This is a genomic window from Rugosimonospora africana (assembly GCF_016862975.1).
Lineage (GTDB): Bacteria > Actinomycetota > Actinomycetes > Mycobacteriales > Micromonosporaceae > Rugosimonospora > Rugosimonospora africana.
Map to the genome: position 1 here is coordinate 1 of NZ_BONZ01000060.1, position 22,507 is coordinate 22,507.

The following is a 22,507-nucleotide window of genomic DNA, read 5'->3' on the forward strand; positions in this document are numbered from 1 at the left end:
CCGTGTCCACCCGCAGCAGGCCGCGGCGGTCCTGGCGGTCCTGGCGGTTGTTGCCCTGCCGGGTGTCCCGGTCGCCGGTCTCCCGGGCCGTACCGGTGATGAGGTCGCCGGGGCGCAGCCCGTACCGCTTGATCTGCGCCGCCGACACGTATCCGTCGCCGGCCCCGGCGAGGTACCCGGAGGCGCGCACGAACCCGTGGTTACCGCGGATGTCCAGGATCCCGGCGATCGGTACCGACCGCTCGTCGGCGTCGTCCGGCGCCGGTGACCCGGCCGGGGCGTTGTCCGTGGCGGCCACGGCGGGCTCCGGTGACCGCCTGCGCCGGGATCGGCGCGCGGTCGCGGCCCGGCCCGGCTCGGCATCGGCTGCGACACCGGTCGCGGCGGGCGGGATCTCGACTGTCGTTGTCATGAGTTTCCTTTCGAAGTGGCCTGAACGTCGAAGGTGGCCTGAAATGGCCGGCACGGCCGTGAAGAAATGGCCGGCACGGCCGTGAAGAAATGACGGCACCGTCCGGGTGGCGGCCCGCCTCGCGGGACTCAACACGAACCCGCGGTGTTTCGGCGACCGGTCTGTCCGCGCGCCAAGGCGGTGGCCGATCCGTTCAGAGGGAACGGACAGCCACAACGGGGACGGTCGGGAAGGCTCCCGTCAGAGTTCGCCCATCGCCAGAATCCGTTGCGGAAAGGGCGATTTCGGAGATGAGTCCCGGGGCAAGACATCCAGCAGGACCACATTCACGGTAGCGCGCCTCGCCACCGGCCGCAACCCGGACACGCCAACCGCTCGCCCGAGGCCGTGTCTCCAAGTTCTCGGTCGAGCCGAGGCAAGGCCCAGGCGGCGATCCGGCAAGGCGGCGGCTCGTCCGGATACCGGTGTTGTATCCGGACGAGACGACAACGCCGCGGGTCGTCGTCTGGATCCGCCGCAGGCCGGCCAGGTACTTCGAGGCACGGCCTAAGGCTTGCCCCGCTTGTCGCCGCCGCCCTTACCGGGTTTCGGACCCTTGCCGGGCTGGGATCCCTTACCAGGCTTCGGACCGTCGCCGGGCTTCGGCCCTGCGGCCGGGCCGGCTGCGGGAGGCGCGGGATTCGCCCGGCCGTCGACCCCGGCCCTTGCGTCCGAAGTGGACGGTCGGGACGAGGTCGACGAGGAGGCCGCGGCCGGCGTGCCGTTCGAGCCCAGCAGCAGTGGCGTGCAGTCGTGTCCACTCGCGACGAAGGCCGCGGGCAGCGGGTTGGCGCCCCGGTAGCTGCCGGTCGCAGACGCCGACCGCGGCCCGCCAGGACAGCGTGCCGGCGCCCAGCCGCTCTCCCAGGGTCGGACCGTAGATCAGCTCCATGACGACGTACGGGATGGCGACACCGGCGCCGTCCGATGACTCTCCATAGTCGTACACCACGCCGATGTTGGGGTGCGTCAGGCGGGCCACCGCCCGTGCCTCCCGCCGGATCGCCCGGCGGAAGTCCGGATTCCCGGCGTGCGGGCCGTCCAGTTCCTTGACGGCCACCTGCCGCCCCAGCACCTCGTCGAACGCCCGCCACACCACGGACATGCCCCCCACACCGAGGCGCTCAACCAGACGGTACCGGCCGCCGACGACTACCATGACCAGTTGCGTGCCCGATCGGCACCCGCTTCACGCCCGCCCGGCGTAACGATTGGATCCCGACGGGACCGGTACCACCGACCCGGCGCCCGGTTGACACCGGCCGAGCGCTATCGCCCGTCCTGGTTTACGTCCTCGCCGTGTCCCCTGCCGGAATGGCCGCCGCCGTGGTCGGACCCGCGATCCGGCTTCTCCCGGTCCCGGTCGCCACCCCCGGCATTCGTATCCGACGTGGACGGTGCGGTTGTGGGCGGCAGCACCGTCACCGGCTTTCCGCTGGGCCCGAGAAGCAACGGGGTGCAGGTGTGTCCACTCGCGACAAACGTGGCCGGCAGCGGGTTGGTGCCCTGGTAGCTGCCGGTGAAGGGAACGACGACCGGTCCCGCTCCCGTCGCGCCGGCATTCGCGACGCGCACCACCACGTGGTCGCCGTCCTGCGTCGAGGCGGCCGGTGCCGTCGCTTGGAACGTCTGGGTGGCCGGCAGGTCGAAGGACAGCGTCCAGCCACCGGCCGGCGGTGGGCTCTGCGGTACCCGAAGGGTGAGCGTACCGGTGAAGCTCGCACCGTCGTCGGTACCGACCCGGTACGTCACCGCGCACGTGGGGCCGGCCGCACCCGCCTGCGGCACGGTCCGGCTGGTGTTGTGGTCGTCTGTCGTCGCGGCGTAGAGCACACCGGCGAGGAGTGCGAACGGCAGGACGGCGAGGGCGGCGAGCCTCCGGCGCCGGTGCACCCGCATCGGTCGGGTGCCCTGGTCCGTGCGGGCGGTCGCCCGTCCCCGACCGCCGACGACGATCGGCGCGGTAACGGCGGACGGAAGCAGCGTGGTCGGGTTCCGGTCGGGTTCCGGGTCGCCACCGGCAATCGCTCCGCCACCGGCGTCGATGGTGGCGACGGTGAGACCGGCCGCCGTACTCAGCGCCGTCGCGACCTGGCGGGCATCCGGCCGCTGCCTCGGATCCTTCGCGAGGCAGCGAAGGTAGAGGTCGTTGACGTCGTCCGGCATTCCGTCGATGGGTGGAAGCGGGTCCGGCTGCGCCGTCAGGTGCGCGGCGAGAATCTCGGTCTCCCCCACCGCGTCGAACGGCAGCCGGCCGGCCAGCGCCTGGAACAGAACCACGCCGAGGGCGTACACGTCCGCGGCCGCGCCGACCGGGGCACCGAGGAGCCGTTCCGGCGCGACGTACCCGGGAGTTCCCTGCACGATCCCGTCACTGCCCTGGTCCACGTGCTCCCCGACCAGCGCCGTGATCCCGAAGTCGACCACCTTGACCCCGGTACCGGACAGCATGATGTTGGCCGGCTTCACGTCGCGATGTACCAGGCCACGGGCGTGCGCCGCGCCCAGCGCAGCGGCGACCTGCGCGCAGATGCCGACCGCGGTCCGCCAGGGCAGCGTGCCGTTACGGCGCCGCTCGCTGAGAGTCGGGCCGTCGATCAATTCCATGACGACGTACGGGGTGGTGACGCCGGCGTCGTCCGTCCACTCTCCGTAGTCGTACACCACGCCGATGTTCGGATGGGCCAGCCGGGCCACCGCCCGTGCCTCCCGCCGGATGGCCCGCCGGAAGTCCGGGTTGCCGGCGAACGGCCCGTCGAGCACCTTCACCGCTACCTGGCGGCCCAGTACCTCGTCAAACGCCCGCCACACCAGGGACATGCCGCCCACACCGAGGCGCTCCACCAACCGGTACCGGCCGCCCACGATGACCATGGCTGATTGCCTGCCCGTTGGTTGCGCCTTCCACACCTAGCCCAAGGTAACGATTGAGGCCCGACCGGTCACGACCGGGGGTGGGGACTCGCGGGGATGCGCCCGATTTTGACTGCCTCGCCCGACTCTGCTGCCCGAATTCGGCATACATGGTCAGATAGCCGGTGGGGGTGTGGACGAGCGGATGGCGGGGAACCAGGCGCGCCGCCTGCTGAGGGCGGAAGGGGAACACCAGGTCTCCAACACCGAGCTGTTCTTTGATCTTGTCTTCATCTTCGCGTTTACCCGGCTGACCAGGGCGCTGGTCGACGGCCACTCCCTCGTCAACGCGCTGGAGATCGCGCTGCTGTTCGCCGCCATCTGGTGGGTCTGGACCGTCACCGCCTGGTCGACCGACTGGTTCGACCCCGAGGTGCCGTACGTGCGGGCGATCCTGCTCTGGGTGATGCTCGGGTCTCTGCTGATGGCCGCCGCCGTGCCCGCCGCGCTGAAGTCGGCGGCGCCTGTGTTCGCGGTCACCTACGTGGCCATTCACCTCGGTCGCGGCGGTGGGCTCATGTACGGGCTGCGCGGCAGCCCCGCCCTGGTACGCAGCGCCCGGGTCGCGATCTGGTTCGCCGCGACCGCCGTGCTGTGGATCGCCGGCGCCTACCTGCCGGCGGCGGCGCGGGATCCGCTGTGGGCGGTGGCGATCCTCATCGACTCGACGCTCGGGCTGATCGGGTATCCGGTCCCCGGCCTCGGCGCGACCACTCAGGAGCAGTTGCGCATCGTCGGCGGGCACCTGTCCGAGCGGCACGTGCAGCTGTTCATCGTGGCCGTCGGCGACCTGGTCCTGGTCACCGGGCTCCGCTTCGCGAACGCCGGGTTCGACGCGCCGCACAGCGTCGCCTTCGTGCTGTCGTTCGCGAATGCGATCCTGCTGACCCAGCTTCGGTTCCTGCCCCGGGAACAGCGCATCGGTCCGGCCATCGACGGCTCCCGCAGCCCGGGCCGGGTGGCGCTGGTCACCTCGTACCCACAGTTCCTCCTGCTGGGCGGCGTCCTGGCCAGCGCGGCGGGCGACGAGTTGATCGTCGCTCAGAGCACCGGGTCGGCGCGGCTGGGCACCGCCATGCTCCTCGTCAGCGGTACCGGGCTGTTTCTCGCCGGCCGGATCCTGCTGCCGGTCATCACGCGCCGCTCCGTGCCTCGGATGAGCGTCGGCGGACTGGTCGTGCTGCCGGCGGTGATCCCGGCGACGGCCGCGCTGCCCGCCTACGCGGTGACCGCGGCCGTCGATCTCATCCTGTTGTCGATCACACTGGCGGACCTAGCCGTGGCCCGGTGGGCCGCCCGCCGGGGCTCTGGCGGTCCGGCGGGGCAAGACTCCGGTGACATCGCCCGCGAGGGCTGGGGTGACGCCGTCCGCCCGGGCTCGCCTGACCCGACGCGGCCGGCCGCCCCCCGGGACTCCGGAGGACGGTCGGATCGCTGACGGCGGGCGCCGGCGCCGCGGTCACGCCGACGGGTACGTGGTGACCGGCGCGTCCTCGGACGGCATGAGGATCCACAGCAGCGGGTAGATCAGCAGCTGGCTGCCCGGGATGACGAACAGGATCAGCAGGAACAGCAGGCGGGCGGGCCACGGGTCGAGGCCGAACCGACGGCCGAGCCCCGCGCACACCCCACCGAGCAGCCGGCCCTCACGGGGACGGGACAGGCCCTGGCGGCGGAACGAGTCGTGAACGGTACCCATGGTGTTTCGGTCCCTTCTGGGGGCTCAAGTCGTGCGTTGACTACTCCACAGTCGCGCACGGCGGCCCCCGCCGCATCGGGGTGCGGCCCTGACTCGCCCCGGATACGCCGACCCTGAGCCCGAGGAAACGGCGGCCCGGCCGGGCCCGGGAAACGGCGGCCCTGCCAGGCCCGGGAAACGGCCCCGTCGGGCAGGAACGCGACGGGTCGCTACTGCCGGGCGTCCGGATGGCCGGGCGTCCCCGAGCCGCCAGCGCTGCTGCCCGACGCTCCGCCCGGCATGCCCGAGCCGTCGTCCTCGACGACGCTGTCGCCCTCGTCCGCGGAAACGATGGGGGGCCGCCGGTTCGGCGGAACCTCGGTCTCGCTCGGCGGCGCGCCGCCCGGAGGCTCCGCGGCTTCCCGGCGGGCCGGTTGTTCTCCGGCACGTGGTTCGCTGCTCACCGATATCCCTCCCGCCGACCGTCAGACTGACCGCTACCCGGCGACACGGAAGGCAAACCCGGCCACGCGGAACGCAAACCCGCACAGGCGGAAGGCACAGCCGGCCACGCGGAAGGACAACCTGCCGGGGCAGGCACCGGGCGGATCAGTGCGACCAGTAGACCAGGAAGCGGGCCTGGCCGCCGTCGTCGTACCCGGCCGCCGAGCCGGTCAGGTACCCGGACTTCTCCCGGGTGGTGGTCACGCTGGCCGCCTGACTCGCGGTCATGCCGTGCTGCGCCTGGTAGGACACCTTCGGTACGGAGGCGAACAGCGCGATGAACCGCACCGTACCCCCGGACGTGTACGCGTCGAGGTACGCCGGCGCCAGCCCGGCCTTGGTCTCCTGGTTGAACAGGGTCTGGTAGTCGGTCGGCGACAGGGTGCTCTTCAGGATCCAGTTGCCGAGACTGCGCTTGACGAGCAGACCGGTGTAGGACAGCACCCCGCCCGGCGCGACCGCGGACACGTTCTCCGGCAGGTACCCGGCGGCGGTCTTGGTGTCCAGCATCTTCTGGTAGTCGGTCGCCGAGTACGCGTGGAACGCGTAGTAGTCCGGGCCTGAGGACTTCACCCAGATGCCCGCGTACCTTATCTGTCCACTGTGGAGGTAGCTCTCCACGGACGCGAGCCGGTAGCCCTGGCTCTTCAGGCTGTCGAACCTGCTCTGGTACCCGCTGGCCGACATCTCGATGTACTGGTACCACGCGGTTCCGTCACTCGGGCGGAACACGGCGTTGACGTAGGTCGCCCCGCCGACGTCGTACCCGTCCAGCGACACCGGTCGGTACTTCGCCGCCATCGCCTGCGTCAGCAGTGCCGGGTAGCTGGCGATCGGCACCGCGTACCGGACCACCTCGCGCGCGCCCGCGGGCAGAGCCGCGGTGGCCGCGCCGCCGCCGTTCGTACCGACACCGCTCGTTCCGCTGCCGGCGGCCTTGGCCGCGGTACCGGTCGCGGCCGGCGACGCGCTGGCGGGCACGCTCGCCGGAGCACCGCCCACCCCGGCGCCGGCGCCCTCCCCCGCGGCCGCGGCGGCGGTGCCGGCAACCAGTGCCGGCGTGTCCGCCCCCGTCTTCGAGTGCGTCCCACCACAGGCCGTCAAGGTCAGTGCCGCGGCCACCAGTGCGGCGGTCAGTGACGCGGCGGTCCGCGCGGCAAAGGGCACTGCGGCGAAGGGCACTGCCGCGGTCGGGCGGGCCGAAGCCACGCGGACAAGGCGCACGATTCCTCCCCAGGATTGATCGTCCGGCTGGCGACAATACCCGTCGCGATCAAGCCGGCTTCGTCCGCGCCGTCGAGCCGGCCTCGTTCGCGCCGTCGAGCCGGCCTCGTTCGCGCCGTCGAGCCGGCCTCGTTCCCGCCGTCAAGCCGGCCTCGTTCCCGCCGTCAAGCCGGCTTCCTCCGCGCCCGGCCGGGTGGAAATTGCGTTGAGTGATGGCGCCGTGGCAGCGCACGCTGAGGGTCGACCACGATCCGGGAGTGCACGATGCGTCTGCTTCGCGACCTGTGGGCCACGTCGCCGCGTCGTACCGCGATGGTGGCCCTGCTGATCGTCCTCGGCGCGGGCGGCCAGGCCGCGGCGGCCGGGCTGGCCGGGCCGGTGCTGGTACACCGCTCGACGGCGCTGTTCGTCGTACTGGCCGTGGCGCTGGCGGCCGTCGTCCTCACCGACCTCGCGATAAGTCTGATCACCGCCGGGCTGACCGCCGACTGGTCCGCGGACGTGCGGCGCCGGCTGTGCCGGGTGGCCCTCGGGCAGGATCTGGCGACTCTGGAGACCACGCCGGTCGGCGAGCTCCAGGACCGGATCGACGGCGACGTCTACCAGGTCGCGTCCGAGCTGCGCGGCAGCGGCGTGCGGATCGCCCAGTCGCTGGCCGCCGGGTTGCTGTCGATCGCCACCGCCACGCTGATCTGGTGGCCGGCCGGCGCCGGCATGCTGGTTCTCTCAGCGCTGCTGATGGCCAGCCTCAGCAAACCGGGCCGGCGGATCGGGCCGGCCCGGATGGCCGAGGAGGAAGCCTGGTCCGATCTGGCCGCGGTGATGGAGGAGTCGATCCACGGGCAGGACGACGTGCGCACCAGCCTGGCCCGGCCGTACGTGCTGCGGCTGTACGCGCACCGGGCCAGCCAGGTGCTCGCGCGGGCGCGCCGGGTCTGGCAGATGTCGTCGAGCCTGACCGCGATCGCCGCCACCGTCATGCGGGCCGGCATCGCCGCGCTCGTCATCGGCGGGGCGTGGGGTCTTGCCACCGACCGGATCGACAGCGCCCGACTGACCGCCGTGTGGCTGCTCGTACTCGCCTTCGGCTTCACCGTCGAGCAGTTGAGCCGGCTGCTGCCCGAGTTGCAGTACGCGCTCGGCGCCTGGGGCCGGGTTCAGTTGCTCCGGGACTCCGCCCAGGAGCCTGCCGGCGGCCTCGCTCCCGTCGACGCCGACCTGGCCGTGCGCGGCCTGACCTTTCGGTACCGGACGAGTGAACGCAGTGTCCCGGCGCTACGCGACATCGACCTCACGTTCGCGCGCGGCCGCTCGTACGCCGTCATCGGGCGCACCGGGTCGGGCAAGTCCACCCTGGCGAAGGTGCTCACCCGGGCAGTCGAGGTCCCGCGCGGCACGGTGTTTCTCGGCGACACCGACCTGGTGGACCTGGACATCCAGCGGCTGCGCCGGTGGGTGGCCCTGGTACCGCAGCGCACCGAGATCCTCGCCGGCACGCTGGCCGAGAACGTCGCGCTGTTCGACCCGGACCTGCTCGCCCCGGCCGCGCGGGCGCTGACCGAGCTGGGCCTCGACTCCTGGGTCGACGACCTTCCCGACGGGATCGACACCCGGCTGGGCGAGGGCGGGCACGTGCTGTCCGCCGGCCAGGAACAGCTGGTCGCGTTCGCCCGGATCATGGTCCGCGATCCGCACGTGGTGGTTCTCGACGAGGCGACCGCGCGGATGGACCCGGTCACCGAGAGCCGCGTACAGCGGGCCACCGAACGGCTGATGCGGGGCCGGATCGGCATTGTCATCGCGCACCGGCTGTCCTCGGTGCGTCGCTGCGACGACGTCGTGGTGCTCTCCGATGGCGAGCTGGTCGAGGCCGGGCCGCTGCGCGAGTCGCGACGGTTCGCCGCGCTGCTGGCCAGCGGAGCCGCGGTACCGGCGGCGGCCGGGCCGGCGACGGGCAGGCCGGTGACGAGCAGCCCCGTGACGGGCGGGCGGATGACCGGCGGTGCCGTGACGACCGGCGACGTGACGGGCGGCGCCGCGATGGCCGGTGAGGTGATGGCCGGCGAGGTGATGACCGGCGAGGCGGTGACCGGCGAGGCGGCGGGCGGCGCAATGGCGAGCGGCTCGGTGGAGGCCCGCGCGGTGACGCTGGCCGACAGCGATGACCTCTGGGCCGAGCTGGACGCCGGAGCCGGATCCCCAGCCGAATTCCCAGTGGAATTCCCGGCCGGGCATGGCATCGGCGCCAGAGCCGGAGCGGACGCGGCCGGCGGCGACCGGGTACCCGGGACGGCGGAGCGGGAAACCGCGTCGAAGTCCGACCCGCCGCCACTGCCCGAGCCGCCACCGGCCCGGACGCTGCGCGAGATCTTCCGGCTCGCCGCGAACGATCCCCGGTTCGGACTCGCCGCGGTGGCGCTCTACGGGGCCATGGCACTGGTCGGGCTGGACGGCTCCATCCTGCCCTGGCTGTGGTCGAAGGTGGTCAGCGGCGACGCGTTCTGGCCGGCGGCAGGCATCGTGGCCGGGCTGCTGGTGGGTGCTCCGGCGCCGTACCTGACCGGTCGGTGGTTTCCCGAGTGGTGGGTACGGCAGATGCTCGGCATCAGCCTCCGGCTGGTACACGGGCAGACCGGTCCGCGACGGGTCAGCGCGCACACCCCGGCCGAGGTGGTCGCCCAGGGCGGCGACACCGAACGGGTCGTGATGCTCGCCGACAACCTCGTCGACCAGTTCATCGCCACGGTCGTCATCGTGTCGATGACGGTCGTCTCCGGCACCGTCGTGCCGGCGTTGTTCTTCGCCGGAACGATGGTCGTCTCCGGGCTCGCGGCCACCCTGTTCGGGCCACTGCTGGAGCGGGCGGCACGCCGGACCGTGGCGGCACGGGCGGCGTTCGTCACCGCGCTGGTGTCGACCCTGTCGGCGGCCCGCACGGTCAAGCTCGCCGGGGCGACCGAGCCGGTGCTCGCGCACGTGGCCCGGCTCGACGAGATGCGCAGCGACCGCCAGCGGCGGGAGATCAAGGTACAGGTCTGGGCCCGCTCGACTCCCTCCCTGGCCAGCGGCCTGCTGCCGATCGCCGCGTGGGCGCTGTACCTGTCCGGTGGACTGTCCGCCGGCGCGACCCTGGTCGCGGTGTCCACCCTGGGCGCCGCCCGATGGTTCGCGTGGACGACCGCGTCGCTGGTCTCGCAGCTGCCCTCGGCCCGGGTGTGGACCCGGCGGACCGTGGCCATGACCGGTGTCGGTGCCTACTCGGCGCCGGTACCCGGGGTGGACCTGTCGGCCGGGACCGCACCGGTACCGCCGACGGCACCGCGGCACCCACTGCGCCGGCTGGAGCTGGCCGGATTCAACGCCGTTCACGAGGACGGAACCGTGGCGGCCCGGAACATCGACCTGACCGTCGACCGGGGGCAGCTGGTACTCGTGGTCGGCCCGGTCGGCGCGGGCAAGTCGTCGCTGCTGCGCGCCCTGGCCGGCATCGTGCACCACACCGGGGCGCTGTGCTGGAACGGGCAGCTGATCACCGAGCCGGAGATGTTCCTGCGGCCGAACCAGGTCGGGTACGTGGCGCAACTGCCCCGGGTACTGTCCGGCACGATCGCGGACAACATCCAGCTTGGGCACGAGGTGGACGCGGCCAGCGCGGTGACGACCGCGCAGCTCGACCACGACCTGGCGGCGACCGGAGGCGGGCTCGGGCTGCTGATCGGGCACAAGGGCACCCGGCTGTCCGGCGGTCAGCTCCAGCGGCTCGCGCTCGCCCGGGCGCTGGCTCCCCGTACCGAGCTGCTGATCGCCGACGACGTGTCCTCGGCGCTGGACGTCACGACCGAACTGGAGCTGTGGCGCGCGCTGCGCGCGTCCGGGGTGACGGTGATCGGTTCGACGTCGAAGCGGGCGGCGCTGGCCCAGGCGGACCTCGTGGTGGCGCTGCTGGACGGCAAGGTGGTGGCCCGCGGCCCCTGGCACGAACTGGAGGGCCGCTGGGGTCACCTGGCCGGCTGAGTTCGATGGCCGAGTTTGACGGCCGAGTTTGACGGCCGAGCCTGGGCCCACCGATCGCGGTGGGCCCAGGCGCGGTGGCGCGGCTGTCAGTAGAACAACTGGTTGGGCTGGTTGTTGCAGCCCCAGAGTTGCACCCGGGTGCCGTTCGCGCTGCCCGCGTTGTAAACGTCGATACAGTAATCCCAGTTCTTGAAGTCGCGCAGCCGGTAGGGGCGGGAGTAGACGGACTCTCCGGCCGGCTTCACGTTCGGCGACATGTTCTCCCAGTCCCAGACCTGATTGATGCCCGCCGACCCGTCCGGATCGCACTGCGCCAGCACCAGCGCGGCACCGTTGTAGTCCCCGTTGTGGGTGAGGCAGAGACTTTCGACGGCGTTGTAGTGCAGCACATATGCCTTCCAGCCGTTGAGGTCGTTGAACAGAAACTCCGCGCAGAACTGCTGACGGGCGTCCTTGTTGTCATCCCAGAGGTAGGCGTAGCTGCCGACGCTGTACGGAGTGCTGATGGCGATCACCTTGCGATGCCCCGCCGCGTTGGTGGCGCCCACCGCGCCGAACCAGTACGGGCCGAGTTCGCCGCCGCTGCAGTAGTTCGGCGGGCCGGCCTGCGCCGGGCTCGCCGCTGCCAGCGGCACCACCAGACCGGCCAGCGCGGCGATCAGCCCCGCGACGGCCAGGAACGCGATCCGGCGCGTTGCCCCGATCCGGCCGAGCAGCCCCGATCCCTTGCGGCCGTTGGTTTTCGTCAGCTTCCCGTTCATCGATCCCCTCCCCGCTCCGGATGGCGCAACCGCGCCCCATGCGCGGATGGCCACGGCGCCGACACAGTGCCGGACGCCTCCGGTCTGCGCACAGCGTGACCGCCCAACCACATACGAACGCTATGCGTTCGCTATCCGCCAGCGCCGGCACCAGCTCAGGCCGTCGGACGGGGAACCGACAGGGACGGGTCCCCGGCTCGACACCCGACAATCCAGCGGGCCGCCCGAGCGGTGACACCGCGGGCACGGTGAGATAGGTAAATTGTTGAACGCGCCGGGACGATGCGGCCTCATGACGCGTCAGCGCGATCGGACGAACGGAGACGAAGACGTGAGTGTGCCCGGGGGACGTGCGGAGAATCCAGCCGGCACCGCCGCGGCGCCGGCCACGTCGAGTCCGCCGCCGGGCGGTCCGCCGAGTCCACCGGGGCGCAGACGCACCGTCGTGCGGGTGCTGCGGCTCGGCGCGATCGTCGCGGCCGTGGTACTGGTCGTGGTCGTCGGCGTCACGCTGCTCATCCAGACCGGGCCGCCGTCCAAGGACGACCTGATGCGACAGGCCGGACTGGTCGGCAAGAGCCAGTTGCTCGTCGGCGTCCTGGATGACGAACCCGGCATCTCCTACCGCGACCCGCAGACCGGCCAGTACTCCGGCTTCGACATCGACATGACCTACCTGGTCGCCTCGGACCTCGGGTTCGACCGCGCGTCCGTGCGGTTCCTGCCCATCCAGAGCAAGGACCGCGCGCGGATGCAGGCGCAGGACGGCGACCAGTTCCTCACCGTCGACCTCGTCGTGGCCAGCTACAGCATCACTTCCCAGCGCGCCGCCCAGCCCGGCGTCAACTTCTCCGCCTCCTACCTCAACACCGCGCAGTCGGTGTTGACGCGCCGCGGGCACGCACCGGTACAGGCGTGGTCGGACCTGACCGGCGAGCGGGTGTGCACCATCACCACGTCCACCTCCCTGCTGTCCCAGCAGAACAACATCGTGAAGGTGGAACGCAACAAGATCAGCGAGTGCGTCACCGACCTGTTGGCCGGCAAGATCGACGCTGTCACCACCGACGCCGTCATCCTCGCCGGGTTCGTTCACCAGCACCCTGGGCAGCTGATGCTCAACGCGCTCGGCATCGACTTCGACGAGCAGTGGGGCATGAACGTCGGCGACAACCTGGCGCTGCGTACCCTCGTGAACCTGTCGCTGTACCACTCCCGGTACGACGCGACCGACCGGCGCTGGGAAGACGCGTTCGAACGGGACCTGCGCCCGGAACAGCACGACAGCCTGCCGCAGGAGGTGGCGAACGACCGGCAGCCGCCGGTGGCGAAGGTCCGGGTACGCGAGTGGCCGTGGGAGAAGTAGACCCCGACGCGGGGTCACGGCTCGCGACCATCGCGCCGGCACCGGCGACCAGCGACGGGCAGAACCGCGACCGACAGACCCGCGACGGGCAGACCGGCGACCGACAGACCCGCGACCGGCAGTGGCTGCTGACCGTGCTGCCCGCCGCCCCGCTGCTGCTCCTGCTGCTGCGCCTGTGGTATCTGAGCCGGCAGAACCTGCAGACCATGCTGCTGCTCGTCCAGGACGTGAGCCCGCTCGGCCTGATCAGCACCCTGCTCATCACGCTGGTGTGGATCCTGCCCCTGGTCACCCTCGTCGGCCGTACTCTCGGGGAGTTGCTGCGGGCCAGCGCCGCGCGGGAGGACATCGACTCGCTCCGGCTGGTACGCGCCGGGCTGCGCATCCCGCCCTGGGTCGTGGCGCTGTCCGTGGTGCTCGCGGCCCTGACCTGGCAGCTGCGCTTCCTGCCGCTGTTGCTGATGATGACGCTCGCCGTGTCCGGGCTCGGGGTCCGCAACAGCCGGCGCAACCCACTGCTGGTACAGGCGGTGTGCGTCGCGCTGCCGATCGCGATGGCGATCCTCGCGTACCTGTGGCTGGGCCCGGCCATCGTGTCCGCGGTACGCCAGGGGCAGGCCGGCACCGCGCTGCTGCTGGTCCTGCCACCCGCGCTCGCGATACTGGCGACCGGACCGGTACCCCGCCCGGCCGCGCGACCACTGACCAGCTCGATCGCGACGGTGGCGGTGCTGCTCACCCCGTTCCTGGTGGGGGCGAACTTCCTCAAGGCGCCGATCCTGCCCACCGTCGCGGTGGAGATCGACGCGAACCCGGACGACCGCACACCACCGGAGGTCTGGATCGGGTACGTCATCTCCGTCAACGACCGGATGACCACGCTGCTCGATCAGCAGGGCACCGTCCGGTTCGTCCTCAACGACCAGGTGATGTCGGAGACGATCTGCCCGGACAACGGCCGGCTGCCGACGGTACCGGTGACCGCGCACGGCTGGCAGGTCGAGCAGCCGATGTTGTCCTGGATCGCGCCCGCTCCTCGGCAGGTCTCCACCGACCCGCGATGCGAGGGCCGACCACTGCACAAGCCGTAGCTGGGCCACCGCGACTCCACCCAAAACGGGTGGCGGAACGGGCGGCGAAACGGACAGATCCGCCGATCTGGGCTCCCCCGTCCCGACCCGGCCGCTGCGTGATCGGTCGAGGGCCCCGGGGCCGACCGGGTACGTGGCTTCCTCGACCGGCGTCGTACAGCGTTCCTCTGGCCCGGTGCCGATCTCTCGGGGGCGACGTAGACAGGAGGTATGGATGTTCGAGGTTGGTTCCGCCCGCGCCGCCACAGCAGCGAGCCGACCGACGCGCCGGCCGACCGGTGCGAGCTGTGCGGCGTGAGCGTGGCCGAGGAACGGGTCTGCGGGCTGGTCGCCGACGCCGCCGTGGTACGGCCGAACGAGCCGGCGCTCGACGGGTGGCGGCTGCTGACCGCCTGCAGCCGGGAGCACCTGCTCGAGCTGACCACCCGCTGCCAGCAGACCGAGTACCAGCAGACGGGGTACCAGCAGAACGATCCCGACCCGATCGCGGCCGGCTCACGCCGCGCCTGACCGCCACGGACTACCGCGCGGCTGGCCGATCCGTCCGGGCCGGACGAGGCCGACGGTTCAGGAGTGCACCAGCAGGGCCACCGGATAGCGGGCCAGGATGTCGGCCACCCGGGGCGCCTGCGCCGTGAACTCGGCCCCGGTCAGCGCGTCGGTCCAGGTTCCCGGGCGCAGCGGCAGGACGGTCTCGGCCCACCCGCCGCGCCTGCGCAGCCGCACCGGCAGCCGGGTCGCCACCGCGACCGCTCCGCCCCGGTCGAACCCGATCAGGTGCCCGGCCGCCGGCCCGCGTGCGCCGACCGGCGCGTACCCGCCGAAGCGCTGCGGCTGGTCCCGGCGCAGGCGCAGGGTCCGGCTGACCACCAGCAGCTTCGCCGCCCCGGTCTCGTCGACCGGGGGCAGCCAGCCGTCGTCGAGCCGGGCCAGCAGCGCCCGCCGGTGGGCGAAGTCGACCGGTCGCCGGTTGTCCGGATCGACCAGCGAGTTGTCCCACAGCTCGGTGCCCTGGTATGTGTCCGGCACCCCGGGCATCGCCAGCTGGAGCAGCTTCTGGCCGAGCGAGTTGGACCAGCCGTACGGGGTGATGCCGGCGACGAACGCGTCGATGTCGGTACGCAGGGACCGGTTGTCGTACGCCGCGTCGACCGCCGCCGCCATGCCGGCCTCGAACCGGGTGTCCGGGTGCTCCCAGGACGTGCGCGTGGACGCCTCCCGGGCGGCCTTGAGCAGGTACGCCTGCAGCCGGTCGCGCTCGATCGGCCAGGTACCGGCCACTGTCTGCCAGAGCAGCCGGACCAGCGCCAGGTCGTCCAGTGGCGCCGCTGTGCTCCACCGCGCCTGGGTCAGCAGCCACTCCTCGGGCATCTCGGCGAGCACGGCCAGCCGGGCGCGGACGTCCTCCGAGCGCTTGGTGTCGTGGGTGGACAGCGTGGTCATCGCGCGCGGCCAGCGCCGGTGCCGGCCGACGGTCGCGGTGTGGAAGTCCTCGATGCCGACGGCGAACCGGTCCGGCGTGCCGCCCACCTCGTTGCGGGCCACGAAGCGGGTCCACCGGTACATCGCGGTGTCCTCCACACCCTTGGCCAGCACGGCACCGGTGTACTGCTGGAACCGTACCGCCAGCGGATCGGCCGGGTCGCGCAGCCGGGGCGCCAGTACGGTCAGGACGCTGCCCAGGTCCGGCCGGCCCTGGTACGTCTCGCGCAGCGCCCAGTCCAGCGCCTTGGTGTCGGGCAGGTAGGAGCGGTACACCGGGAAGCGGGAGGCCAGTTGTGCCAGGGCGGCGGCCGCGGCCGGCACGTCCGGTGCCAGCCGGGCCAATCGGGACAGCTCGGCGGCCAGCAGTGTGGTCGCCACCTCGTACCGGGCCTGCCGGGCCACCTGGAGCCAGCCGCGGTCCGGCGCCAGGGCGGTCAGCGGCGCCTCACCGGCCGGGTCGACGAACACCCCGCACACGTCGTTGCACGCCTCGTACCCGGTGGTGCCGGCGACCGGCCAGTCGGGCAGCTGCTCGCCACGTTCCAGGATCTTCTCCACCACCAGCCAGGCGTCCGGTGCCGCCTCGCGCAACCGGCGCAGGTACCCGGCGGGGTCGGTCAGCCCGTCCGGGTGGTCGATCCGGATGCCGTCCACCCATCCCCGCCGGTACCAGCGAAGCACCTCGGCGTGGGTCGCGTCGAACACCGCCGGGTTCTCCACCCGCAGCGCGGCCAGCGTCGACACCGCGAAGAACCGCCGGTAGTTGACCTCCGCGTTGCCCCGGCGGCCCGAGATCAGCTCGTAGCGCTGGGCGTCGTGCACCCGGCGGGCATTGGCGCCCTCCGTACCGGGTGCCACCGGGTACCGCAGGCCCTCGTAGCGCAGCTCGCCGTCGACCAGCTTCAGGGCGTCCAGCGGCTCCGGCTCGTCGCCGAGCACCGGCAGCAGCAGCCGCCCGCGCGACCAGTCGATGTCGAACCAGCTCGCGTACGGCGACTCCCGCCCCTCGCGCAGCACGCTCCACCAGGCCGGGTTCGCGTCCGGTACGGCCACCCCGGCGTGGTTGGGCACGATGTCCACGACCAGGCCCATCCCGGCGCCCCGCAGCCGGTCGACCAGCGCCTCCAGCGCGTGCGGGCCGCCCAGCTCCGGGTTGACCCGGCTGTGGTCCACCACGTCGTACCCGTGGCTGGAGCCGGGCGCAGCGGCCAGCAGCGGGGCACTGTACAGGTGGCTGACCCCGAGCCCGGCGAGGTAGTCCACGATTTCGGCCGTGGCCGCCAGGTCGAAGTCGGGACGGACCTGCACCCGGTACGTCGTCGAGGGCAGCGTCAGACCGGTCGGGGCCACCATCAGACCATCCGCCCGAGCACCATCAGCGACCGCTCGAGGACCGGGATCCGCCCGCCCGCCGGCACCACGGCCGGGTCGGCCGCCGGATCCGGGTTCACCGTGTCGATCAGAACCTGCCACTTGTCGCCGTACTCCTGCCCGGGGACCACGAAGTCCAGCAGGATCTCCGAGGCGTTGAAGAAGACCAGAAACGAGTCGTCGGTGTAGCGCTCGCCGCGGGAGCCGCGCTCGTTGATCCCGTCGCCGTTGAGGAACAGGGCCACCGACCGGCCGAAGTCGGTCTCCCAGTCGTCGTCGGTCATCTGTCTCCCGTCGAACGTGAACCACTCCAGGTCCGGGATCGGCGCGCCGGCCTGCCGCCGCACCGGCCGGCCGGTGTAGAAGTGCCGGCGGTGGAACACCCGGTGCGCCCGGCGGAACTCGATCAGCCGCCGGGTGAACTCCAGCATCCGCTCGTCGGCGCCGTCCCAGTCCATCCAGGTCAACGAGCTGTCCTGGCAGTAGGCATTGTTGTTGCCGTGTTGAGTTCGGCCCAGCTCGTCGCCGTGGCTGATCATCGGTACGCCCTGGGACAGCAGCAGGGTGGCCATGAGGTTGCGCCGCTGCCGGGCCCGCAGCGCGAGGATGTCCGGGTCGTCGGTCGGGCCCTCCACCCCGCAGTTCCAGGACCGGTTGTGGCTCTCCCCGTCGCGGTTGTCCTCGCCGTTGGCCTCGTTGTGCTTTTCGTTGTACGAGACCAGGTCGGTCAGCGTGAACCCGTCGTGGGCGGTGACGAAGTTGACGCTGGAGACCGGTTTGCGGCCGTCGTCCTGGTAGAGGTCGGCGGAGCCGCAGATCCGGCTGGCGAACTCGGCCAGCGTGGCCGGCTCCCCCCGCCACAGGTCCCGGGTGGTGTCCCGGTACTTGCCGTTCCACTCCATCCACAGCGGCGGGAAGTTGCCCACCTGGTACCCGCCCGGCCCGATGTCCCATGGCTCGGCGATCAACTTGACCGTGCTCACCACCGGGTCCTGCTGGACGACCTCGAAGAACGTGGCCAGCCGGTCGACTTCGTAGAAGTCCCGGGCCAGCGACGCGGCCAGGTCGAACCGGAACCCGTCGACGTGCATCTCCTGCACCCAGTACCGCAGCGAGTCCATGATCAGTTGGAGGCTCTGCGGGCTCCCGGCGTTGAGGCTGTTGCCGCAGCCCGTGGTGTCCACGTACAGCCCGAGGTCGTCCTCCCGCAGCCGGTAGTACTGGCGGTTGTCGATGCCGCGCAGGGACAGCGTCGGACCGAGGTGGCTGCCCTCCGCGGTGTGGTTGTAGACCACGTCGAGGATCACCTCGATGCCCGCGGCGTGCAGCGCCTTGACCATGCCGCGGAACTCCTGCACCTGCTGGCCGAGCTTGCCCAGCGACGCGTACGCCTGATGCGGGGCGAAGTACCCGACGGTGTTGTACCCCCAGTAGTTGGCCAGCCCCTCGGCGACCAGCCGGTCGTCGTGCACGAACTCGTGCACCGGCATCAGCTCCACGGCGGTGATCCCGAGCCGCTTCAGGTAGTCGATCATCACGGGGTGGGCCAGGCCGGCGTACGTGCCGCGCAGCTCCTCCGGGATGCCGGGGTGGATCATGGTCAGCCCCTTGACGTGGGCCTCGTAGATGACCGTGTGGTGGTACGGCACCCGGGGCAGCCGGTCGCTGCCCCAGTCGAAGTACGGGTTGGTGACCACCGACCGGGGCATGAACGGCGCCGAGTCGCGCGTCGACATCCGCTCCGGCGCGTCCAGCTCGTACCCGTACAGTGCCGGGTCCCAGCGCACCTGCCCGTCGATCGCCTTGGCGTACGGGTCGAGCAGGAGCTTGTGCGGATTGCACCGCAGCCCCCGAGCCGGGTCGTACGACCCGTGCACCCGGAAGCCGTAGCGCGCCCCGGGACCGACGCCCGGCACGAACCCGTGCCAGACGAACGCGTCCACCTCGGTCAGGGCGACCCGCTCCTCGTTGTCCGCCTCGTCGAACAGGCACAGTTCGACGCTGTCGGCGACCTCGGAGAAGATCGCGAAATTGGTGCCGGTGCCGTCGTAGGTCGCACCCATCGGGTAGCGCTCACCCGGCCACAGCTGCATCGTCACTCCCACCGTCGGGGGCCGTACACGCCGCTGTCGCGTCCCACGGACACGACAGCGGGCCGCCGGCGTACGTGCCGGCGCCCGCTACAGCTTCTACCCGCTGGCGGATCTCACCAATCCGGTCTGCTCGTGACTGCCCGCGAGTGACTGCCCGCGAGTGGCCGTCCGGCACCTACCTGGCGGTGTCTTCTACCTGGAGGCGTCGTCTACCTGGAGGTGTCGTCCGGATCCTGCCCGGCCAGCCCGGACGGCACCGCCTCGTCCACCGCCCGTTCCGGGCCCCCGCGCAGCTGATCGGCGTGGGTCAGGTCGGAGTGCTCGTCGGCGAAATCCTGCCCGTCCAGCTCGTCCTCGTCCGAGCGGGGCAGCCGGCGCCTGTCCGGGCGGGCCGGCTGCTCACCCACCGGCTACCACGTCCTTCGTACGGATGTACCAGGCGACGCGGCGCGTTGCGGAGCCATTCGCTGTGGCGCCATCCGCTGCGAGGCCACAGGCTGTGCGGCCATCCGCTGCGGGGCCCGCACGCTGTGCCGCCGCGCCCACTGTGCCAACCGGCCCGGATGCGCCCGCGACCAGACCACGGTTCCCAGGAGCGCCAGTACGCCGAGCGCCCACATCAGCAGCACCAGGGCGATCGTGATGGACGACGTTTCATTGGGCATCATTCGCCTCCCCAGCAAAATCGCGTGACTCGCCTGGTACCCCCACGATCCGCCGGCCAATCCCCCCGCCCGACCCCCCGATCTGGGTGTTTTGGTCGTCTCCAGTGCGGGTATGGCGGGCTTCGCGGCGCCGCCCGGTACCACCCGGCTGGCGCCGAACCAGATCCGTCGGGGGCACACGAAAGGTCGCGGTGGGGTCCGTGCGAAGTAAGAGTCAGAACCAGAGAACCGGCCGGACGGGCACGGCAACCGCCGAGCGGGGCGTGCGCAGCGAGGAGGAGACTGAGCAGATCCGGTCGCTGCTGCAGGAGCGCTACGACGAGCTGTGCGCGGAGTACGACGAGGCGACCGTCGCCGTCGAGGCGATGCGCCGGGAGCAGAACACCGACCGGGCCGGCGACGACGAGATCGACAGCGGCACCAAGGCGTCGGAGCGGGAGCGCGCGCTGTCTCTGATCCACAGCATCGGTGAGCGTCGCCGCCAGGTCGAGTACGCCCTGGTGCGGCTGCGTGACGGCGGGTACGGCTGGTGTGAACGGTGCGGTTCAGCGATCGCGGTCGAGCGGCTCGCGGTGTTCCCGTCGGCCACATCCTGCGTGTCCTGCCAGCAGCTGGCCGAGCGCCGAGTCGCCTGAGCGGAGCCGGAGCCGGTTTGTGGCGGAGGCGAGCACAGGCCCAGATCACACAGCCTGAGCGGAGCCGGAGCCGTCTTGTGGCGGAGGCGAGCACAGGCCCGCGCTAACACTGCCTGAGCGACCGGCGGGGTGTCCTCGTGCGGCGGTCTGACCCGCCGTAGGAGGACACCCCGTTTCGCGGTCAGCGCACCGTCAGCGTCACGTCGATGTTGCCGCGGGTCGCGTTCGAGTACGGGCACACCTGGTGTGCCTGCTCGGCCAGCCGCTGCGCCTGATCGTGCTCCACCCCGGGCAGGTGGACCAGCAGCTGCACGGTCAGGGCGAAGCCCCCGGAGCCGTTCGGGCCGAGCCCCACCCGGGCCGTGACCTCGGAGCCCTCGACGTCGGCGCCCTCCCGGCGCCCGACCAGCCGGAGCGCCGAGTGGAAGCAGGCCGCGTACCCGGCGGCGAACAGCTGCTCCGGGTTGTTGCCGCCGCCCGGCCCGCCCATCTCGACCGGCACCGCGAGGTCGGCCTCGAACAGGCCGTCGGTCGTCGCGACCTTCCCGCTGCGCCCGTCGCCGATGGAGTTGGCCTCCGCCGTATACAGCACCTTCATGATGATCGCCTTTCCGTAGTCGACGGCTGGTCCGGGTCGTTGCGCGGCGTCAGACGCGCCGAGCCGGACCGATCGGGACTGGCCTGGGTCGTTTGCCCGGCGTCAGACACGCCGAGCCAGACCGGTCGCCTGGGGTGATTGGATCGCCTCGGTCAGCGCGACCAGCCGGTCACGCAGCTGCCCGGCCTCGGCCTCGCCGAGCCCGGTGGCCGTCGCCAGGGTGGTCGGCACCGAGCCGACACGCTCGCGCAGCGCGGTGCCCGCCTCGGTGAGGCTCACCAGCACCGACCGCTCGTCCTCCGGGCGCCTCACCCGGCGCACCAGGCCGGCGGACTCCATCCGCTTCAGCAACGGGGACAGGGTGCCGGAGTCGAGCATCAGCTCGTCGCCCAGCGCCTTGACCGTGGTGTCGCCGCGCTCCCAGAGCACAAGCAGGACCAGGTACTGCGGGTAGGTCAGGCCGAGCGAGTCGAGGATCGGCCGGTACACGTTGATCGTGGCGCGGGAGGCCGCGTAGAGAGCGAAGCACAGTTGCCGGCTCAGCCGCAGGTCAGTTCCCATGACCTCAAAGATAGGACGCAATTTGGTTGTGCGCAACCATTCGACCGCCCCCTTCGCCCGGCCGGCGGTTGACGTGACCGCAGAGGGGAACCCCAGGCCCATGGACGTGGTCGGCAGGCTGCTGGGCCCGATCGACCGAGCCCAGCAGCGCTGGGGCTGGGCCGGCTACCCGTACGCGGTGATCAAGAAGTACCAGGAGGACAACGGCGCCAACCTCGCCGCGCTGCTGACCTACTACGCGTTCCTGTCGGTGTTCCCGCTGCTCCTGGTGTTCACCTCGCTGCTCGGCTACGCGCTGCGCAGCAACCCCGGACTCCAACAGGAGCTGCTGCACTCCGCGCTCGTCGAGTTCCCGGTGGTCGGCCAGCAGCTGCGGTCCAACGGGCTGCGCGGCCACTGGTACGTGCTGGCCTTCGCCGTCCTGCTCACCCTCTGGGGCGCGCGCGGGGTGGCCATCGCCATCCAGAACGCGATGAACACGGTGTGGAACGTGCCGTACGCGCACCGCCCCAACTTCGTCACCGCGTCCATCCGGGGCATTCCGCTGCTGTTCTCGGTGGGCGCCGCCGTGCTGATCACCGGCCTGCTGTCCGGCATCGGGAGCGCCACCAGCTCGATCGGCCTGTTCCTGCGGTCCGTGGCGTTCGTCGCCTCGGCGGTGATCAACATCGGGATCTTCCTGCTCGCGTTCCGGCTGGCCACCGTGCGGGTCGTGCCGCTGCGGGACTTCGCCCGGTCCGCCCTGATCTCGGCGGTGCTCTGGCAGGTGCTGCTGGCTCTGGGTACCCTGCTCGTCGCCCACCAGGTACGGCACGCCCAGGCGCTGTACAGCACGTTCGGCGTCGTCATCGGCCTGCTGGCCTGGCTGCACCTGCAGGCGCAGCTGACCCTGCTGGCGGTCGAGTCGGACGTGGTACGGGTACGGGGGCTGTGGCCGCGCAGCGTGGTGCCCCCGCCGCTGACCCGCGCCGACCGCGAGTGCCTGCGCGCGTACGCCTGGCAGGCCCGGCGCCGTCCCAAGGAGGAACAGGACGTCAGCGTACGGTTCAGTGAGCCCGGCCGGCGCGATCTGCCGCCGATGGACCCGCCGACGTGAG

19 protein-coding genes and 1 pseudogene are annotated in these 22,507 nt (G+C 71.7%); 7 read left to right on the forward strand and 13 right to left on the reverse strand.

Annotation, left to right across the window (positions count from 1 at the left end; translation table 11 throughout):
• The 3 genes and pseudogenes from Raf01_RS29920 to Raf01_RS29930 form a co-directional block, all read right to left on the reverse strand.
• Positions 1 to 412: pseudogene (locus Raf01_RS29920) on the reverse strand (hypothetical protein); the annotation flags it as partial.
• 613 nt (positions 413 to 1,025) lie between these two features.
• A complete protein-coding gene (locus tag Raf01_RS29925; RefSeq protein ID WP_203921404.1) occupies positions 1,026 to 1,556 on the reverse strand; it encodes a protein kinase family protein in 531 nt (176 codons plus the stop codon).
• A 164-nt stretch (positions 1,557 to 1,720) separates the two neighbouring features.
• Positions 1,721 to 3,325: a serine/threonine-protein kinase gene (locus Raf01_RS29930; RefSeq protein WP_203921405.1), complete on the reverse strand. Its 1,605-nt coding sequence runs from the start codon at positions 3,323 to 3,325 to the stop codon at positions 1,721 to 1,723.
• Positions 3,326 to 3,509: 184 nt separating this feature from the next.
• On the opposite strand from Raf01_RS29930, the gene Raf01_RS29935 reads away from it, so the two are divergent.
• Positions 3,510 to 4,802, forward strand: a complete 1,293-nt coding sequence (locus Raf01_RS29935; protein WP_203921406.1) for a low temperature requirement protein A — start codon at positions 3,510 to 3,512, stop codon at positions 4,800 to 4,802.
• Between the two features lie 21 nt (positions 4,803 to 4,823).
• Here the strand turns inward: Raf01_RS29935 and Raf01_RS29940 are convergent, their stop codons facing one another.
• The 3 genes from Raf01_RS29940 to Raf01_RS29950 form a co-directional block, all read right to left on the reverse strand.
• On the reverse strand, positions 4,824 to 5,063 hold the full coding sequence (locus Raf01_RS29940; protein ID WP_203921407.1) for a PspC domain-containing protein: 240 nt from the start codon (positions 5,061 to 5,063) through the stop codon (positions 4,824 to 4,826).
• A gap of 209 nt (positions 5,064 to 5,272) precedes the next feature.
• Entirely contained in the window at positions 5,273 to 5,506 is a 234-nt protein-coding gene (locus tag Raf01_RS29945) for a preprotein translocase YidC (RefSeq protein ID WP_203921408.1), read from the reverse strand.
• Between the two features lie 145 nt (positions 5,507 to 5,651).
• Positions 5,652 to 6,770: a hypothetical protein gene (locus tag Raf01_RS29950; protein WP_203921409.1), complete on the reverse strand. Its 1,119-nt coding sequence runs from the start codon at positions 6,768 to 6,770 to the stop codon at positions 5,652 to 5,654.
• A gap of 264 nt (positions 6,771 to 7,034) precedes the next feature.
• Here Raf01_RS29950 and Raf01_RS29955 point away from each other — a divergent pair, with 264 nt between their 5' ends.
• Positions 7,035 to 10,784, forward strand: coding sequence for an ATP-binding cassette domain-containing protein (locus Raf01_RS29955; RefSeq protein ID WP_203921410.1), 3,750 nt, complete (start codon positions 7,035 to 7,037; stop codon positions 10,782 to 10,784).
• Positions 10,785 to 10,870: 86 nt separating this feature from the next.
• On the opposite strand, the gene Raf01_RS29960 is transcribed toward Raf01_RS29955, so the two are convergent.
• Positions 10,871 to 11,545 carry an RICIN domain-containing protein gene (locus Raf01_RS29960; RefSeq protein ID WP_203921411.1) on the reverse strand — a complete coding sequence of 225 codons (675 nt, stop codon included), beginning with the start codon at positions 11,543 to 11,545 and terminating at the stop codon, positions 10,871 to 10,873.
• 451 nt (positions 11,546 to 11,996) lie between these two features.
• Between Raf01_RS29960 and Raf01_RS29965 the strand changes: the two genes are divergently transcribed.
• The 3 genes from Raf01_RS29965 to Raf01_RS29975 all read left to right on the forward strand — a co-directional run bounded on the left by Raf01_RS29965 (position 11,997) and on the right by Raf01_RS29975 (position 14,512).
• Complete coding sequence (locus Raf01_RS29965) at positions 11,997 to 12,911, forward strand: transporter substrate-binding domain-containing protein (protein ID WP_203921412.1); 915 nt, start codon at positions 11,997 to 11,999, stop codon at positions 12,909 to 12,911.
• Positions 12,899 to 14,002, forward strand: a complete 1,104-nt coding sequence (locus tag Raf01_RS29970) for a hypothetical protein (RefSeq protein ID WP_239134040.1) — start codon at positions 12,899 to 12,901, stop codon at positions 14,000 to 14,002. The genes Raf01_RS29965 and Raf01_RS29970 overlap by 13 nt, the downstream gene beginning before the upstream one ends.
• Before the next feature lie 210 nt (positions 14,003 to 14,212).
• Positions 14,213 to 14,512, forward strand: a complete 300-nt coding sequence (locus Raf01_RS29975; RefSeq protein WP_203921413.1) for a hypothetical protein — start codon at positions 14,213 to 14,215, stop codon at positions 14,510 to 14,512.
• Between the two features lie 57 nt (positions 14,513 to 14,569).
• Here Raf01_RS29975 and treY read toward each other — a convergent pair whose 3' ends face one another.
• The 4 genes from treY to Raf01_RS29995 all read right to left on the reverse strand — a co-directional run bounded on the left by treY (position 14,570) and on the right by Raf01_RS29995 (position 19,616).
• On the reverse strand, positions 14,570 to 16,840 hold the full coding sequence (gene treY, locus Raf01_RS29980) for a malto-oligosyltrehalose synthase (protein WP_203921414.1): 2,271 nt from the start codon (positions 16,838 to 16,840) through the stop codon (positions 14,570 to 14,572).
• A complete protein-coding gene (gene glgX, locus Raf01_RS29985; RefSeq protein WP_203921415.1) occupies positions 16,840 to 18,951 on the reverse strand; it encodes a glycogen debranching protein GlgX in 2,112 nt (703 codons plus the stop codon). The genes treY and glgX overlap by 1 nt, the downstream gene beginning before the upstream one ends.
• A gap of 209 nt (positions 18,952 to 19,160) precedes the next feature.
• Positions 19,161 to 19,358: a hypothetical protein gene (locus tag Raf01_RS29990; RefSeq protein ID WP_203921416.1), complete on the reverse strand. Its 198-nt coding sequence runs from the start codon at positions 19,356 to 19,358 to the stop codon at positions 19,161 to 19,163.
• Between the two features lie 3 nt (positions 19,359 to 19,361).
• Entirely contained in the window at positions 19,362 to 19,616 is a 255-nt protein-coding gene (locus Raf01_RS29995) for a hypothetical protein (protein ID WP_203921417.1), read from the reverse strand.
• A 263-nt stretch (positions 19,617 to 19,879) separates the two neighbouring features.
• Between Raf01_RS29995 and Raf01_RS30000 the strand changes: the two genes are divergently transcribed.
• The gene (locus Raf01_RS30000; protein WP_203921426.1) at positions 19,880 to 20,251 is read left to right on the forward strand and encodes a TraR/DksA family transcriptional regulator; all 372 of its coding nucleotides are present in this window, start codon (positions 19,880 to 19,882) and stop codon (positions 20,249 to 20,251) included.
• 181 nt (positions 20,252 to 20,432) lie between these two features.
• On the opposite strand, the gene Raf01_RS30005 is transcribed toward Raf01_RS30000, so the two are convergent.
• Together Raf01_RS30005 and Raf01_RS30010 are read right to left on the reverse strand one after the other, a co-directional pair.
• Positions 20,433 to 20,849 (reverse strand): organic hydroperoxide resistance protein, encoded by a 417-nt coding sequence (locus Raf01_RS30005; RefSeq protein WP_203921418.1) that lies wholly within the window; start codon positions 20,847 to 20,849, stop codon positions 20,433 to 20,435.
• 102 nt (positions 20,850 to 20,951) lie between these two features.
• On the reverse strand, positions 20,952 to 21,410 hold the full coding sequence (locus tag Raf01_RS30010) for a MarR family winged helix-turn-helix transcriptional regulator (RefSeq protein WP_203921419.1): 459 nt from the start codon (positions 21,408 to 21,410) through the stop codon (positions 20,952 to 20,954).
• Positions 21,411 to 21,510: 100 nt separating this feature from the next.
• On the opposite strand from Raf01_RS30010, the gene Raf01_RS30015 reads away from it, so the two are divergent.
• Positions 21,511 to 22,506: a YihY/virulence factor BrkB family protein gene (locus Raf01_RS30015; protein ID WP_203921420.1), complete on the forward strand. Its 996-nt coding sequence runs from the start codon at positions 21,511 to 21,513 to the stop codon at positions 22,504 to 22,506.
• The last annotated feature ends 1 nt before the right edge of the window (position 22,507 follow it).